The sequence below is a fragment of the Ectobacillus soli genome, from assembly GCF_042610425.1.
Lineage (GTDB): Bacteria > Bacillota > Bacilli > Bacillales > Bacillaceae_G > Ectobacillus.
Window position 1 is genome coordinate 2,065,498 of sequence record NZ_JBGJZM010000001.1, and the last position, 17,105, is coordinate 2,082,602.

Here is a 17,105-nt window from a genome sequence, read left to right on the forward strand (position 1 = left end):
GTTAAGAAGTTAAGCTGCAAACGCCGTTCTGGCTGTCATTATAGGGGTAAAATCGTTAGCTTTATAGACTCCTCATTAATCATGAAAATCAGAAACTCTATTTAGTCTTCCTTTTATTATCTTACAACGTCCAAAACTTGTTTTGATTTCTCTCGTGCGTAGTTGGTTTAACTGATTTTAAAATGAAAATTCAGGGATATTACGGGCCTCGTCTTAAAATATTTAATAGTAACTAGAACCATTTCTATAAAATGGGTTTTGAGAGGGTGAAAAAGAGAGTGTTAACACTCTCTTTCGTTTATACAAAAATACAACCTTTTTCTCTTTATTTTTTTCTAATAGTTTAACAAATTTAACAAACAAAATAATAGGCATAAAAAAAGCACAGCTTCTTCACCAATGATTGCGTGATTTGCTATGCTATTTCTTATGTCATTTCTTATAATTTTTCAAGTTTCGTAATAATAATTTTCGAAGCATCTCCATATCCTTGGACCTTATATATTGCTCCAGTTTGAGAAGCGGAGAGGAACGCAGAATCATCATTTAATCCATTGCTACCATGAACAACGAGCTGATATCCATTCATGTATGAAAGAAAATAGACTTGTCCGTTTTTTTGAATAAACTTACCACGTAAGGCATGATAAGAACTTGTCTGATTAGGTGAGTATGATTGAGTATTAGGAATAGCCGATTGAGAAGTTGGCTTAGGGCTTTGTGCAAAATCTTCTACCACATTTGTTGTGTATGATTGACTATTAGTCGCACCAGTAGCCGGTTGAGAAGTTGGCTTATTCACCGTCCCAGTTTGGTTAGGGCTTTGGTTACTAGACTGACCATTTGTTGAGTATGATTTAGTATTAGCCGAACCAGTAGCCGGTTGAGAAGTTGGCTTATTCACCGTCCCAGTTGGGTTAGGGCTTTGGTTACTAGACTGACCATTTGTTGAGTATGATTTAGTATTAGCCGAACCAGTAGCCGTATGATGAGAAGTTTGGTTAGGGCTTTGGTTAATATAACCATATGTTGAGTATGATTGAGTATTAGCCGAACCAGTAGCCGGTTGAGAAGTTGCCGGTTGAGAAGTTGGCTTATTCACCGTCCAAGTTGGGTTAGGGCTTTGGTTAATATACTGACCATATGTTGAGTATGATTTAGTATTAGCCGAACCAGTAGCCGCATGAGATTCGGTTGGGTTCACTGTAGTTATTCCTAATATAGCCACCATAGGTACAGCTAAAGCCATTACAGTACTGATCCCTTTTGTCATTTTTTTATTCAAGAGTATCATCCTTTCTATGTATCTTCATAATTTTACCATCATAAGTCTACTTTAATAGAACAAAAAAGTCAAAAAATTTCAAATTATATGAAGGGTAAATACAATTTAGTATTACATAATACTTTGACTTATGCATATTTCAATTGTAATTTACTAATAAATATAATTTAATAAGGTGGTCGAGAAATATGACTGAAGTATATGCAATCTCAATGAACAAAGGTGGCGTTGGTAAGACATCGCTCGTTTAATAATTGTCTTTCTCTGGTGATATCGGAACCATAGACCAATAATCCATTGCAAATACGAATATGTTGCGCTTAAACAAACTATTAGAGAGGGGTGCTCCTTAATGACAAATAGTAGAATGAATCCTAAGGTTGATGAATTTTTAAGTAAAGCTAAAAAGTGGAAGGAAGAATATGAGAAGTTGAGAAATATCGTTCTTGACTGTGAGCTGACTGAAGAATTTAAGTGGATGCATCCTTGTTACACATTTGAGAAAAAAAACATAGTTTTAATACATGGATTTAAAGAATATTGTGCGCTTCTGTTTCACAAAGGTGCCTTGTTACAGGATGCCCATGGGATTCTAATCCAACAAACGGAGAATGTACAGGCGGCGCGCCAGATTCGTTTCACCACTGTTCAAGAAATAGTTGAAATGGAAACCATCTTGAAAGCCTATATATCTGAAGCCATTGAAGTTGAAAAAGCCGGTTTGGAAGGGAATTTTAAAAAGAATACAGAATTCATTATTCCTGAAGAACTTCAAAATAAATTCGATGAAATCCCTGTCTTGAAAACTGCTTTTGAAGCATTGACGCCGGGACGGCAAAGAGCATACATTCTTTATTTTTCAGGACCCAAACAATCCAAGACCCGACAGTCAAGGGTTGAAAAATATATACAGCAAATTCTCAATGGAAAGGGATTAAATGATTAGTATATTGATGAGAAATCGTCGGTGAGGAGTCCCCTGCCACAACAGGAAGACCATGGATTAATTATAGAGTAGAAGTTCCGGAGTGACTAATAAATACTATATTGAAATAAGCAAACTCTATACAATTCTTGACTTTTCAATACATCCAAGCCAAAATTCTATAACCTGCCTTCCCATACAAAAGAGAAGCCATCGCTGCTATGACTTCTCCTTCTGTAACTTATGCTTTATAAATGAGGGGGTCAGACAAGGTTCTATTCATTCTTTAACGGACTTTTCATCAAAATAAGTGTATGAAGGTTCTTCTTCAGCTGCAATGATCATTTCGATCTCTAATTGTTCAAGTAAATACTCATTCATGCTTCTGTTCTTGTCCATTTACTTTCAGCCTCCCTTTCTAATACACGCTTATATTTTTAAATCCAATAGTGGAATCCCCTGATAAGATAGGGATTGTAGTTGTAATTATAGCAAGGATTGATATATACAGCTGGATTTCTGTTAGATTTTCTGACAGGATTTATTTCTTTCATATTATTCCCTATTTCATGATAAAATACCAACATATTTATCCTTTCTAAGTACAAACTATCCTAGTTGTTGGGAGGCAGATTGTATGCAAGTCCTCATTTGGGTCATTATCCTTTTCGTGGTGTATAGTCTTCTTGTTCGCCGCAAACAGGCGGTGATTTTTAAAAAGGATCATTTAACTGTGCGTTCATCTAAATTAGCAAATCTAACATTTTCAAAGGATGAGATTCTAGGTGTACATATTCTGACAGGAAATCTTCCAAACAACGCAGTGGTTCTAAACAGCTCCTTGTATTTCGGACCTATTACGAAACTTTGGACAGGAATGCAACCAGATCGAATTGTTTTCACTACAAATTCTAGTGCCTATGTCGTTTATGTTGAGGATTGTGATAAATTTATAGAAAGATATAGGAACTGGAAGGAGTCTAACTAACTGCCTTACGTTGTATTTCCTAATATATTACGATTGAAAACATGCTACTATAATGATAAACCAATATATGGAGGCGAGTTTCATGATTCAACGTCCGAACCAAAATGAGTACAATCCTTATTACGAGAAGTATATCTCGCTTATTCCAATTGGGGATATCCTAACATTTTTGAAAACGCAGCATGAGGATTTGCAAGCTTTACTGCGAGATGCATCAAATGAACAAGGCGAGTATCGCTATGCACCTGAAAAATGGAGCTTAAAAGAAGTAATTGGCCATATGATTGATACGGAACGCATTATGAGCTATCGCTTACTTGCGGTCAGTCGCGGCGAAACAATGGCTTTGCCATCCTTTGATCAAGATGAGTACGTAAAAGGCGCCGATTTCGATTTATTTCCACTTGCCGATCTGCTGGCCGACTTTGCTCTTGTCCGGGCATGCACCTGTTCTTTACTTGGCGGACTATCCGATGACGTCCTCGCCCGCACCGGAATGGTGGCGGATTATCCGACAACTGCACGGGCGCTCGCTTATATTATCGCAGGACATGAATTGCATCATCTTTCGATTATTAAGGAAAGATATTTGTAAACAAAAAAACGGAGATGCCTCTCCGTTTTTTTGTTTTTGCGTTTATTAGGTGTCTGGTTGGATCGCATTTGATCGGGGTTCGATTGCATCCTGGATAATTTCCTTCAGGTCTCGCTCAATCCGTGTACTTCGGATCGCATCTGATCGATTTCCGATCGCATTTCTTCTTTTTCCGATCGCATCCGCCGCACTTCCGATCGCATCCGCTCGGGGTTCGATTGCAACCTGACCAATCTCCTCACTACCATCTGCAGAATTTAATACGTATTATAAATATTTTGACACGTTTCAGATGTTGGTTCAAAGAAACAATGCTTTTTATATCGTCCAACTAAGGGTTGCCCATACCACTGATCCGGACAATCACCAGGCGGACGGAAATACCACAAACTAAATTTTGCAGGCCAATGCCTGTATCCATTAATAGCACGCCGAGCTAGCGTTTTATCACTTTCTCGCGCCCTTTGATAAAAGTATCCATGTTGAACGGCTTCAAATGCATGCTCTTGATAAACCATTTGTGGAATCGTACGAAGTCCTTTAAAATCCGAACAGTTCGCTCTTATACGGTTAATCCCCACATTCCCAACAAGCTGCATCCCAAGCGTTCCTTCCCCTTCCGCTTCTGCGCGAAGTAGCCTTGCAAGCAAGGTAATATCTGTTTCCTTAGCACTCACTACCGCCATCCTTCCACCTCCCATCATTTTATAGTATTAAGGGTGGCGGAAGATGATGACCTGCTGGCTGGTCCATTGTTTAAAAATAATGTAAAAGGGGACATCCAAGTTTGGATGTCCCCTTTTACTTCTTAATGCGTTGAAATATTATCTATCTTTTTCATTATTTTTCTTTTGATTATCTTTCTCGTTTTCAACCTTTTCTTGTTTCTTTTCTACTTTTTTATCTTCTTTATGATTGTTTTGTTCATTCTCTACTTTTTGCGTTGGAGCTGATGTGGCAGTATGTTCTTGTTCATGTGTTACTGGTTGTTGTATGGATCCATTTTGTGTTGCGGCAACTTCTGGGTGTTGCTCACTTGCCGGATTTGTTACATTCTCTCCTGCTTCATTTGTTGTCGTTTGTGCTCCATTTGTGTTTGTAACTGCTGTATTTGTTGCTGGAGCTGCTTGCGTTTCTCCTACAACTTGAAGATTTGTATTTTCTGTTTGCTGTGCTGTTTGAGTTTCTTTTAATTTTTCAATTTTTGCAGCAAGCTTCGTGAAGCTCTTCTCGATATTTTTTGCAATGGCTTCTTTCGCTTGTGGATTTTTCACTTTATCAAGCACCGCTGCCAATGCTTCGATGTTATGTCCAATATGTACTTGTACTTCCTTTTTCTTTTCTTGTTCCTTACTTTCTTTTGTTACAGGAGTTGTTGTTGATTGTGTTGTTGCCGGTTGTGTTGTTGCTGGTTGCGTTGTTGCCGGTTGCGTTGTTGCCGGTTGCGTTGTTGCTGGTTGCGTTGTTGCTGGTTGCGTTGTTGCTGGTTGCGTTGTTGCTGGTTGCGTTGTTGCTGGTTGCGTTGTTGCCGGTTGCGTTGCGGTATCTTCGCCAGTTAGTTTTTCTGATTTTTCAATGCTGTCTGCAGCTTTTTGAAGTGTATCCTGCGTAAGTGTATCATTTCCTTTTTCGTTCAATACATTTGCCTCAGCAATACGCTCGGCTGCTTGTTCAGATAATAGCTTCGCTTTATCTAAATCATTCGTCGCAAGTGCTAGGCGAATTTGTTCAACCGTTGTTTTGACAAAATAGAAGAAATCACCTTCAACAAGGTTTGGCTGTGCTACTTGTGGTGCTACAGTTGTATCATTACTTGCTGCAAATGCTGCTGTTCCAGTCATCATCATACTTCCAGCGATAAAAGTAGTCATGGCGCTTTTGATTAGTTTATTCATTAGTTAGTTCCCCCATTTTGTTATTCACTATACTTATTCGGAGGACCTATATTTTTTGTGGGGGTAACTTCATATTTTCTTGAAGAAGAAGAATGAGGGTGGGACAAAACCCACCTCTGAGATGAAAAAGCCGGTGGAACCATCAGCCCTTTTATATAGCATCTATTCTGATGTTCATTCCGATTTGCTATTGCTTATCGCAAACATACGGAAAAAGAATCGGAAAGAAAAAAGAAATCCTACGCCTATAAATCCATAACATATACAGTATTTTATTGATTTAAGCATTTTTTTCAATATTTAGTGGGATAATAACAAAAAATGGAATGGGAGTGAAAAGATGCTGGAGAAAGGGAAAATTTCAGCCTTACAGATGGGAATGATCACGTATGCAACTATAATCGCAAGCGGGGCCTTATTACCAAACATTACAGCGAAAGCAGCGGATCGAGATATGTGGCTGTCGCCGATTTGGGCTTCCCTTACAGGCTTTCTTGTTCTTTGTATTATATATCAATTGAGCAGGCTCTATCCGAAGGAGACGCTTATCCAGTACAGTGTACATATTCTTGGCACAATCCCGGGAAAAGCCGTTGGTTTTTTCTACTTATTCTATTTACTGCACATTAATGCATCTCTCATCAGGATTTACGGAGATTACTTGGTTGGTAATTTTTACAGTAAAACTCCGACGATTGTGGTCTTAGCAAGTATGGTTCTTGTCTCTGCCTTTACAGTACGCGGAGGGGTGGAAGTATTGGGAAGATTCACCCAGCTCTTTGTGCCATTTTTGATTTTGATGTGGCTGTTGATTATCATCCTGATCATTCCGGATTTAGAACCGAAGAATATGTTTCCGATCATGGAGCATGGCATCATGCCCTCCATTAAGGGGGCACCACAAAGCTGGTTCACCCATTATGCTTTATTTGCTTATATATTTCCTTTCTTGACTGACCGGAAAAAAGGAATGAAATGGGGGATGATTTCGATATTCAGCGCCATGCTTACCTTGACTATTTTTAATTTGACTGCTCTCTTCGTATTCGGAGAAAGTACAGCCGACAGGCTCTACCCGTTGATGGATGTTTCCCGATACATCAGCATTGGAAATTTTTTTGAACATGTTGAAGCGATCGTGATGGCAATTTGGGTGTTAGGGGCGTTCATTAAAATCTCGGTGTACTATTATGTGTTGGTTCTTGGTACAGCCCAATGGTTACATCTCTCTGACTATCGCCCTGTCGTATTTCCACTCGGTTTTTTGTTGATCCTTTTCAGTATTTGGTCAGCTTCTAATTTGCAGGAACTGATTGCAGCATATGGAAGATCACTACCTTTTTACTATGATACATTTCACTTGGTGATTCCTATACTTCTTCTTCTCATTGCTATCATAAGGAAAAAGAAACGGAAAGGAAAACGAGATTATACGCCTATAAATCAATAACATATACAATATTTTGTGAATTTAAAAATTCCGTGGAGACAATTGATGGTATTTACCCGTTTATGTCCCCTCATTTCTTACTATAGAAATGCGCCCGTTGAACAAGGAAAGCGATACTCTTGTTATTCAAGCATGGCACTCTTAAATTAATTAAAAAAGCAAATAAAATTTTAATAGTTGAATCAATTTCATAATTTAAAGCCCTTGTCCCCCAAGGAGTTCAATGTATAAAAAAAAGGCACCCCACAAATTCCTGTATACTGTTTAGTAACGACACAAGAATGGAAGGTGACTCCCTATGTCTATTAAACGACAAGGAAGCTTGTTTGACATGCAAGATTTATATGAAATGGAACCAACGAAACGATTTGAAGACATATTTTCGACTTTACACATTGAACCCTTGTTAGTTGTCGTGTCAAAAAAGAATGTTTATGGTGCTCCTACTGAACTTAATTATCCAGCAATGATCTATGCTCTCGTTGCTCGTATCGTGGAACGTATTCCCACCATTAAAGATCTCGTGAAACGGTTACGAAATGATTTTATGTTTCATCTTGAGTGTGGTTTCTTGTTCTCTGATCATATCCCATCAGAGGCTTCCTTTTCTCGTTTTACTCAAAAGTTAAGTGAGTCGAATGCGCTTGAAACCGTTCAAGAAACCTTGCTTCTTCAAGCTATTCAAGAAGGTTTTCTTCAGGATGATGTCGTTTCGATTGATGCGACACATTTTGAATCACGAGACCGAGCTGCGCCACAAGAAAAAAAGCCCAAACCACAACCGAAAAAGCGTGGCCGTAAATCGAAGGCTGAACAAGAAGCCTTTCAAAAGGAAAAACAAGAACGAGAAGATCAAGAAACCATCTACGAAAAAAATTATCATGAAATTGATTCAAATATCAAAATTTTCTAACTTTTATATAATTTGATTATGCTATACTTATTATGGTAATTGTAATTACATTACTGTTACCGAATACAATCGCTTGCTGAGGGGGAATAGAAGTGAACGAATATGTGAAGGTATTGCAGAATTATGTAGGATTTGAAGGAAGAGCTAACCGTAAAGAGTATTGGATGTTTGCACTTATTAACTTATTAATTTCAATCGTTTTAGGAATCATTCAGTCGGTAGCTCATCTATCTCAAGTTTTAGCGTGGATTTATACATTAGCTGTTCTATTACCATCTCTAGCAGTTTCCGTTCGTCGATTACACGATACAGGAAGAAGTGGATGGTTTTTACTACTCGCTATCCTTCCGATAATCGGTCACATTATTTTACTTGTATTCTTCTGTCTCCCAACCAAAGAAAATGATCAAACATTTGGACCAGCAAACAACCTGACAACATGAAGCGAATGTCATTTGCATGAACCGCCTATCCATTGATAGAGCGGTTTTTTTATTTTAGTTAGAATTTTTCCGCCGTTAAATCTACCTTTCCCGCCGTTATTCCCCTCTGTTCCGCCGTTAAACCTTAGGTTTCCGCCGTTGAAATTCCAGTTCTCTCTTCTTTCCTCTTTCCTCGCTCCCCCTTCGCCGTTAAACCTACCTTTCCCGCCGTTATTTCCCTCTGTTCCGCCGTTAAACCTTAGGTTCCCGCCCTTAAAATTCCAGTTCTCTCTTCTTTCCTCCTTCCTCGCTCCCCCTTCGCCGTTAAACCTACCTTTCCCGCCGTTATTCCCCTCTGTTCCGCCGTTAAACCTTAGGTTTCCGCCGTTAAAATTCCCTTTCTCTCTTCTTTCCTCCTTCCTCACTCCCCCTCCGCCGTTATATTTTCACTTCCCTCCCCCATCCAAAAAAGAAGAAGGCTCCTCAGCCTCCTCCTTCTTCTCCGTATTTTCTTGTATTCGCAAAAACCTCGACCTTGTGCACGCCTCCATCATCGACGAGCTCTAGATACGCTGCTGCTCCTACATTTTTTCCGTCTACTACCCATGTAAACGATTCATTTTCCCCGGAAAATATGGTAATGGCATACAGCGTCTCCCCATATCGATAGTTCACCTCGAATGATTCCCAATCGTACGGTACGCATGGCGTAATATACAGTCGGTTCTCCTGTCTCTTTACGCCAAGTACATGTTCGAGTCCAGCTTGGTACATCCAGCCCGCGGCACCGGTGTACCAGGACCAGCCGGCTCGCCCTTCGTGTGGATGGGCGGTGTAGACGTCGGCGGACATGACGTATGGTTCGTTTCCGTATGTTTCGACGTCGCGTGCTGTTTTCGTGTGCGAAATAGGGTTTAGCATCGAGAAGAGTTCGAATGCTTTGTCCCTCCGGCCGAGCATCGACCAAGCGACAATGCCCCAGATGACGCCATGAGTATATTGGCCGCCGTTTTCCCGAATGCCGGCCGGATAGCCCTGGATGTAACCCGGACTTGGTTTCGTTTCACTAAATGCTTTTGTCAACAATCTAGCAAGACCAAGTTTTCGGTCAACGAGTTCGCGGTCAAAGGAGCGCATCGCCCGTTCCATGCGATCATGCGTTGTTCCGCCAGAAATGACGGACCACGACTGAGCAATGGCATCAATGCGGCATTCCTTACTTTCAATGGAACCGAGCCATGTGCCGGCGTCGGTAAACGCCCGGCGGAACCAGCCGCCGTCCCACGCCTTCTCATTTAGATGCTTCGCAAGGTTCGCGGATTCCTCTACAAACTGCGCTTTCACATCTGCAGAAAGAATGCCATCCTCTAATCTTCCAAACCGTTTTAAAATATCAAGTAAAAACCAACCGAGCCAGACGCTTTCGCCGCGTCCCTTTGCTCCAATGCGGCTCATACCATCATTCCAGTCACCGATTCCCATAAGCGGAAGACCGTGTTCGCCGTATTTAAGCGAATGCCGAATGGCACGGAGGCAATGCTCTAACACCGAGCCCTTTTCCTCTGAAATAACCGTATCTTCATAGCGCTCAAGCTCGCCCTCTCGCAGCACATCACTATGCAAAAAGGCTACTTCTTCTTGTAAAATGTCAGCATCGCCGGTTTGCTCAATGTAACGGGACACTGCATAAGGGAGCCACAGCAAATCATCGGAAAAGAGAGTACGAATTCCCTTACTTGTGTCAATATGCCACCAATGCTGCACATCTCCTTCCTTGTACTGATGCGCTGCATTAATCAAAATTTGTCGTCTAACAATACTTGGATCGACATGTAAGAAGGCAAGTGCGTCTTGCAATTGATCCCGAAAGCCGAAGGCCCCTCCAGCTTGGTAAAAGGCAGTCCGTGCCCACAAACGGCAGACGAGTGCTTGATACAATAACCAGCCATTTAACAAAATATCCATCCCGCGATCTGGTGTTTTCACCTGCACCTGTCCGAGCGTACGCTCCCAATATTTTTTCACATCTATACGAGCATCCGCAAAGGCTGAAGGATGACTATATTTGCTAACAAGGCGGTGCACCTCCTCCTTCGAAGAAGTACAACCAAGTAATATCGTAACGCTAGTTTCGCCGCCAGCTGGTAGTTTCACCTGCGCTTGCACGGCTCCGCATGAATTTGAAAAGGTACCGACTTTCATCGACAATTTGTCTTGAAATAATGCAGCGGGCCTCTGTGCTTTACCGCGTCCGATAAAATCGGTTCGATCGCCGGTATAGGAAACTGTGCCGGACGCTGCAATATGGAGGAAAGCAGTAGCATCTCGGAATGTCTCTTGATATAGATTATGCGCAAGTAAGGTGCCATTTTCCCATTCGGTAACGATGAAAGGAGCCTGTGCTTCCCTTAGAACGCCGAGAACCCACTCCACATAATACGTAATCGAAATCGTTTTTTCTTCCTCGCTTGTATTTTTCAGGCGAAGCTGCATCAATTTCAGCGGATCTTCCGTCGGTACGGTGATTTCCATCGTATGCACGATATCCCCGTCCAATTGTTCAATAGCGCTCTGGCCAAAGCCGTGCGTTACCTTGTACGATCGTCCGTCTCCATTTGGCTTCGGGGCAGCGGTCCATATTTCATTGCTGGCAATATCCCGCAAATACAAACACTCACCAGGTCGGTCAAGGACCGGATCATTCGTCCACGGTGTCAGCTTGCATTCTCTTGAATTATGCCACCATGTATAACCAGTTCCGAGCTCCGTTACAACGCATCCAAAATGTGGATTAGCCAGTACGTTACTCCATGGTCTAGGTAAATATACACCCTCTCCGACATGCATTTGATACGCCTTACCACCTTCTACAAATCCGCCCCAGCCATTATAAAATTCACCCTTTGCCGCTAATCGTATCGCTTTATTTGTTGACATGCTCATTGGCAAAGCAGATGGTACTTCTGGCAGGTCTCGTTTGTTCACACGTAGCTGCGTCTTAAGACTTGGCCCACCTGCACGTATGATGACGCGCGCCGCAGCAAAGAGAAGGGTCCGCACCTCAACAGATAAATGAGATGTTTTCAAGAAAATAAGCCGCTGCGGGTTCCAAATGCCACGGTTCTTCAAATTATCATGGACGCGATGCATAAATTCATCTTGGTAACTACCGTGCGTTTCATCGAGTATAACAAGCTCAGTAGCCACACCAAGCATGCTAAGATACTGATGCTGACAGGCGGTGGTTAAAACAAACGGCAAATCTGCATGATGGCGCACAGACACGACAAACATCGGAATATCACCGCTAATGCCATGCGACCATAAAGACGACTGCCCTAATGTATTTTGTAAAATGGCCTCTCTGCGCAGCGGTGAAAGCGGTGGTGTATACAACAAACGACTCGCTAATAGATGTGCATGCATTGCCTCTTTACGTGTAAGGTGCATTTGGCGAAGATCAATTTGCGTGCGTACCCATGCAAGATGGAACGCTCGGTCTGCTTGCCGCGGTTCCCGCAGATGATCTACAATGGCAAGTGCCTCTTCTCGTTCTTTCGCAACGCCGGTTACCATATAGACCGTCGCAGTAGCTTGTGGAGGCAATTGAATACTCCGGCGCATCACAAAGGCTGGGTCAACAACCGAACCCGTTGCACCGCTTAAACGTGTACGCAGAGCCTTTGGTGCTTGCAAGGAATGACCACGCCCGATGAAGGCTGCTCGGTCTGTTTCAAATTCATAGTCACTAATCTCATGCTTATCCACATAAACGGTATGAACAGCCCACGTTTCTTCTTCCTCATCCTCACGCCGTCTTCTCTTTGCGACTAGACATGAAGCCCCTGAATCATGATTCGTTTCAATAAATAATTTATTAAAAGCTGGATGCGCACTATCCGCAGAGGGATGGGCGAGCGCTAACTCAAGGAATGAGGTCACCTCAAGTGTTCGATCCTGTGCTCCCGTATTCGTTAGCGTAAGCCTGCGCACCTGGGCATCCATATTGGATGCAATCGTTACTTCAAGCTTAGTTGATATATCATCATATAATTCTTCATAAACGGTTTTATCTAACCGAAATAACGTCTTCATCTCTCCCGTTGCACAAGGAAAGTTCGTGACACTCCACGCTTTATCCTGCACTACGTCATACAGATAAACAATTGGGCCTGATGTATCTTCGACTGGGTCCTCTCGCCACCTCGTTACAGCCAGACTATTCCACATCAACATGCCTGTACCGACGTTGGTATTCACACTTGTCAATCGTCCATTCGATAATACATTCACTTCTAAAGCTTCAGTTGGCTCAGTAAAGATTCGATCACTTTCATCGGACGGACAGTCGAATTCTAGCGTTTTTACCTGATCCAGTGGCTCAGTCAGCATGGCAGCCTTTGCTGGTATACGCTCCTGCAAGAGCAGTTCAGCAGAACAGACGCGCGGATCACGGTGGAATCGGTTCACCATAATGTCATCCTGAAGCAAATTCACAAGCGTAAGCATACTCATCCCTTGGTGATGCGCCATAAAGCTTTGTACTACCTGATAATCGGCTCCACGCGGCATGCGAGTCTTTGTGAAATCGACCGCTTCATAGAATCCATACGTTCCTTTTGCATCATAGGATTCTAACGAATGAAGGGCTTTGACAGCTGCTTCTTTCGCATGTGGAAGGGCCAGAATCGTTGCATACGGCGCGATGACCTGATGATTTTCTAAACCACGCTGCATCCCAAGCCCCGGCACCCCAAACGCACGGTACTGGTAGTTTAATTGATAATCAAACGCATAGTACCCGCTCTCAGATATACCAAAAGGAAGCTTTAGCCCATCGGCATACGTTTTCTGACGTTTCACAACCGCTCGGTACGTTGAATCCCAAATGGTGTTTGGATACGTTCGCATGAGTAGACTTGGCATCAAATACTCAAACATCGTTCCCGACCATGACAGAAGCGTCTTGCACCCATCAATCATGGTCATCGTACGGCCCAGTGTAAACCAATGAGACACGGAAACCTGCCCTAAGCTAATTGCGACAAAGCTAGCTTGCCTTGCCTCGGAAGCAAGTAAATCATACAAAATTGTATCCTTTTGCTCCGTATCAACATGGTAGCCAAGACAAAACAAACGCTCGTCATCGTTATACAACGCTTTAAAATCGGTTTGTTCTACAATCTCGTCAATTTTTTCAATGATCATGTGAATACGAGAGGCAAACTCCTCTTCCTCGCATTCGATAAGCGCCTGACGAACTACCATTAAATAGGCGACAAAATTTCCGGAGTCTACCGTCGAAACGTAGCGCGGCGTAAGAGGAGAAGCGCTGCGTGTATCATACCAGTTTAACAAATGCCCTTTCCATTTTTCCATTGATTCGACCGTTTGTAAGGTAGATTCTATCCGAAAGAGCATCGCTTCTGTATCGGTAAAATGTAAATCACGAGATGCCACCGTGCAGGCAAGATAAATGCCAATATTCGTCGGTGACGTACGATGGGCGACAAGCTCACTTGGCTGATATTGCACATTATCAGGTGGTAACCACGATTCCTCTCTCGTAACATATCGCTCATAAAATGACCAAATATGACGAGCCAAGTCTCGTAGCTCCGGCTTTGCCTCCTCTACCCACGCATGCGAAATAGACTTTGGCGGTCGATTCAACTGCACAATAATAGGTCGTGCCAACAGCCAAATGACAGCGAAGGCAAAAGCTGTAGTACGGCTACCACCGGAAAGAAAAGCAAGCCCTAAGAAGAAAGCAATGACGATATAGCCCGCAAGTTCGTACATAAAAACGCGGCCACGTGCCGGACTGCGGTCCGTTAGCGCAGAAGTGACCCACTCTAGCAGTTTCCGCTTGCTTACATACAACCTATACAACGTTCGAATAATCGCATCAACCGAAAGAATCGCCGCAAAGGGTAAAGTCAGTAGATGAACCACGCATTGCAGAAAGCTCACCTTCATACTCTTTACTCTTCCGCTACCCATTACTACATGCACACAAGCCATGAAAAATGGAAGAAAAATCGTAAGCAGTACAATCATTTCCCATACCAATGCACGGCCCGGTAATAGATGCAAACCGAGCAGTGCAACTAGAAATAAAGCGGGTGCCATCAGACTTCTGCGTAAATTATCAATAATTTGCCACCGCGTAAGTCCGCATAAATCTACCTTTTTACTATCCCCATATCTATCCTTACAGGTCCGTCCAATCCACTTAATAAGCTGCCAATCACCGCGAATCCAACGATGTGCTCGGCGCTCAAACGCATAGTACGTAGATGGCTGTGACTCAATTACTTCAATATCAGAGGTTAACCCTGTTCGCAGAAATCCACCTTCTAGTACATCATGACTTAACACATGATGGTCTGGAATCCGATCCACCAGCGTTTTTTTAAATGCTTCCACATCAAAAATTCCTTTTCCAACAAAAACAGCATGACCAAACAAATCCTGATAGCTATTTGACACCGCAAATGCATACGGATCAATGCCTGGTTCCTCGGACCATAAGGAGGCAAAACGAGATTTTTGCGTAGATGCAAAGTTTACCCCAATGCGTGGCTGCAATACGCCGAAGCCTTCCACCACACGTGTTTCTTCCTTATTTAAACGCGGCCGATTATAGGGAAAGTGAATCGTTCCCGCCATGCGGCTAACTACCCCAATCGGTAGCTGCGTATCATGATCCGCCGTAAAGACATACCGAATACCAGACAAAACCTCTTTGTTTCCATGAATCGTTGTAAAGCTCGTATCTTCCTTGCCTGACAACAGCTCCACAAATTCAACGAGCTTTCCTCGCTTTCGTTCCCAGCCCATAAATACTTCATCGACATCATTATAAAGACGCGCACGATGAAAAAGAAAAAATAGATCAAAGCCATACTTGTTGCAGAGTGCGTCTATGCGCTTAATCGCATGCGCCACTATTTCTTCATCACCAGGCTGCGTTTCCTCATTGGCATCAGCAAAATCGGCCAGTACACCGAAATAAATATGCTTTTGTCGGTTCGCTAGGTAATGCACGAGCAGCCGGTCCATCACATCGTCTACCTCTTCCATACTCGACCAAATGATTGGCATAACAACCATCGTTTTCGCATCGTTTGGAAGTTTATCAGAAAAATCATAGCGAAGCAGCGTAGTAGGACGGCAACACCGACTTATTAAACCATGCAGGGTAGTTACCGCCCATTCACTCATCGGTAGCACCAGAGCTACTGCAATAACAAGCCAAGCAAGCGGCTGCACGCCGGTTCCAGATGCTATTAAAGTACCAGCAAGCCAAATAAACCCAAGCAACAATACGATAGACGCCGATACATACGAAACCATCGGCTTCCTACGAATCGCAAGCTGCGGCAATTGACGGGGACGCGTTACCTTACAAAGCTCCTTACGCATGGTCGTCATCCCATGCGGATCCAACAAATAATGAACAAGACTTGCATCCTTAAGCCCAACATTTGCCGAATGCTGTCTTTCCTTTGCAAGATAAACAGCCGTCTGTGCAACGATCGGCTCTGGAACATGAAGCTGGTATGCTATATCCGTTACGCGCGTACGAAGGACATTTTGACTTACTTCATCAATCTCCTTGTACTCACTCGTTATATCGGATAAAAGAATTTGCTCGACATGAGACAAGCGAGCGAACGACTTTCGCCATGGCAAACGTTCGAGTCGATGCAAGCTTTGTACGAGATTACCGCATGTCACCTGCAACTCAGCCTGAAGCTGTTGCTCAAGGGAAACGATGTGATCAAGACTTTCCTCGCTGTTCCCAACATAGGCCGCCAGCCACTCCTGAACAACGTGAATATCCGGTTCCTGCTCCCGCAAATGCCGAACAATATGTACAATTTCAATGGGACCGAGTGTTTGTTTCCGTGCCACCCTCTCAAGTAAAGCACGTACCTCATCATCTGATAGCTGCTTCTTCGTCATTTCACCAAGCAAAGAGGAAACGAAATGACACACCTCATGTCGATTGCGTACATCTCGCATCGTCTTCGCAAGCCTACGAATAATCATCACGCGAAGCGCACTCGGCAACGCCCAGCACTCCGCCACGCGAAGAACCGAGACCTCCTGATATGACAGCACATACTGTTCAAAAGAATGTGCATCATAGCAACCATCCACATGCTCCAAATAATCATCACAAAGAGCATATATACGAGGCTGGCCGGTTGAACGTATGCGCGGCAACTTATGAAGCGTAGCCCGCGGCAAATTTCGCATCACTTCCTGCGACTGCGTCTCTAGAAAATGAATGTGATCAAGCAACCAATCCTCCGCCGGCTGCTTACAATGACCTTTGCTAAGACTCACCTGCTCCGCAAACTCGTGCAAGCTAGCCATATCAGACCGAAAAGCTGGCCAAAACCGAACCTTCAAGCGACTTGGTTCACAAACTTCATGCATAAGGGCAAACTCGTGTCCCCTAGTTCTTAGTTGATCAGTAGTAAGAATCATAAGAGCCTCCTAGGTTTCATTACCAAAAATGATGCCCTTTATGAGACCCTTTTATGCAAAACAAGAGGGATTTTATGGTGAGGAAAGCAGTGAAAAACTAAAAAAACGAATCCACATCATTCTAGATTTC

At 43.0% G+C, this 17,105-nt stretch carries 10 protein-coding genes and 1 pseudogene; 6 read left to right on the forward strand and 5 right to left on the reverse strand.

Annotation, left to right across the window (positions count from 1 at the left end; all coding sequences use genetic code 11):
* Positions 1-439 precede the first annotated feature (439 nt).
* A complete protein-coding gene (locus ACAN53_RS10485; protein ID WP_379969693.1) occupies positions 440-1,285 on the reverse strand; it encodes a hypothetical protein in 846 nt (281 codons plus the stop codon).
* Between the two features lie 352 nt (positions 1,286-1,637).
* Here ACAN53_RS10485 and ACAN53_RS10490 point away from each other — a divergent pair, with 352 nt between their 5' ends.
* From ACAN53_RS10490 to ACAN53_RS10500, 3 genes are all read left to right on the forward strand, one after another.
* Positions 1,638-2,231 carry a YdeI/OmpD-associated family protein gene (locus ACAN53_RS10490; RefSeq protein ID WP_379969695.1) on the forward strand — a complete coding sequence of 198 codons (594 nt, stop codon included), beginning with the start codon at positions 1,638-1,640 and terminating at the stop codon, positions 2,229-2,231.
* A gap of 616 nt (positions 2,232-2,847) precedes the next feature.
* Complete coding sequence (locus ACAN53_RS10495; protein ID WP_379969697.1) at positions 2,848-3,198, forward strand: hypothetical protein; 351 nt, start codon at positions 2,848-2,850, stop codon at positions 3,196-3,198.
* An 82-nt stretch (positions 3,199-3,280) separates the two neighbouring features.
* Positions 3,281-3,793, forward strand: coding sequence for a DinB family protein (locus tag ACAN53_RS10500; RefSeq protein ID WP_379969699.1), 513 nt, complete (start codon positions 3,281-3,283; stop codon positions 3,791-3,793).
* A gap of 257 nt (positions 3,794-4,050) precedes the next feature.
* Here ACAN53_RS10500 and ACAN53_RS10505 read toward each other — a convergent pair whose 3' ends face one another.
* Positions 4,051-4,479 (reverse strand): cell wall hydrolase, encoded by a 429-nt coding sequence (locus ACAN53_RS10505; RefSeq protein WP_379969701.1) that lies wholly within the window; start codon positions 4,477-4,479, stop codon positions 4,051-4,053.
* Positions 4,480-4,617: 138 nt separating this feature from the next.
* Entirely contained in the window at positions 4,618-5,688 is a 1,071-nt protein-coding gene (locus tag ACAN53_RS10510) for a DUF5667 domain-containing protein (RefSeq protein ID WP_379969703.1), read from the reverse strand.
* Between the two features lie 340 nt (positions 5,689-6,028).
* Between ACAN53_RS10510 and ACAN53_RS10515 the strand changes: the two genes are divergently transcribed.
* From ACAN53_RS10515 to ACAN53_RS10525, 3 genes and pseudogenes are all read left to right on the forward strand, one after another.
* Positions 6,029-7,138, forward strand: a complete 1,110-nt coding sequence (locus tag ACAN53_RS10515; protein WP_379969705.1) for a GerAB/ArcD/ProY family transporter — start codon at positions 6,029-6,031, stop codon at positions 7,136-7,138.
* Between the two features lie 298 nt (positions 7,139-7,436).
* A pseudogene (locus ACAN53_RS10520) lies at positions 7,437-8,012 on the forward strand (transposase); the annotation flags it as partial.
* A 131-nt stretch (positions 8,013-8,143) separates the two neighbouring features.
* Positions 8,144-8,494: a DUF805 domain-containing protein gene (locus tag ACAN53_RS10525; RefSeq protein WP_379969707.1), complete on the forward strand. Its 351-nt coding sequence runs from the start codon at positions 8,144-8,146 to the stop codon at positions 8,492-8,494.
* Positions 8,495-8,502: 8 nt separating this feature from the next.
* Here ACAN53_RS10525 and ACAN53_RS10530 read toward each other — a convergent pair whose 3' ends face one another.
* Positions 8,503-8,898, reverse strand: a complete 396-nt coding sequence (locus tag ACAN53_RS10530; protein ID WP_379969709.1) for a hypothetical protein — start codon at positions 8,896-8,898, stop codon at positions 8,503-8,505.
* Between the two features lie 58 nt (positions 8,899-8,956).
* A complete protein-coding gene (locus ACAN53_RS10535) occupies positions 8,957-16,975 on the reverse strand; it encodes a glycoside hydrolase family 94 protein (protein WP_379969711.1) in 8,019 nt (2,672 codons plus the stop codon).
* Positions 16,976-17,105 lie beyond the last annotated feature (130 nt).

Coding starts and splice junctions, on each gene's coding strand:
- ACAN53_RS10490 (WP_379969695.1), top strand. CDS start 1,638: ATGACAAATAGTAGAATGAATCCTAAGGTTGATGAATTTTTAAGTAAA.
- ACAN53_RS10495 (WP_379969697.1), top strand. CDS start 2,848: ATGCAAGTCCTCATTTGGGTCATTATCCTTTTCGTGGTGTATAGTCTT.
- ACAN53_RS10500 (WP_379969699.1), top strand. CDS start 3,281: ATGATTCAACGTCCGAACCAAAATGAGTACAATCCTTATTACGAGAAG.
- ACAN53_RS10505 (WP_379969701.1), bottom strand. CDS start 4,479: ATGGCGGTAGTGAGTGCTAAGGAAACAGATATTACCTTGCTTGCAAGG.
- ACAN53_RS10510 (WP_379969703.1), bottom strand. CDS start 5,688: ATGAATAAACTAATCAAAAGCGCCATGACTACTTTTATCGCTGGAAGT.
- ACAN53_RS10515 (WP_379969705.1), top strand. CDS start 6,029: ATGCTGGAGAAAGGGAAAATTTCAGCCTTACAGATGGGAATGATCACG.
- ACAN53_RS10535 (WP_379969711.1), bottom strand. CDS start 16,975: ATGATTCTTACTACTGATCAACTAAGAACTAGGGGACACGAGTTTGCC.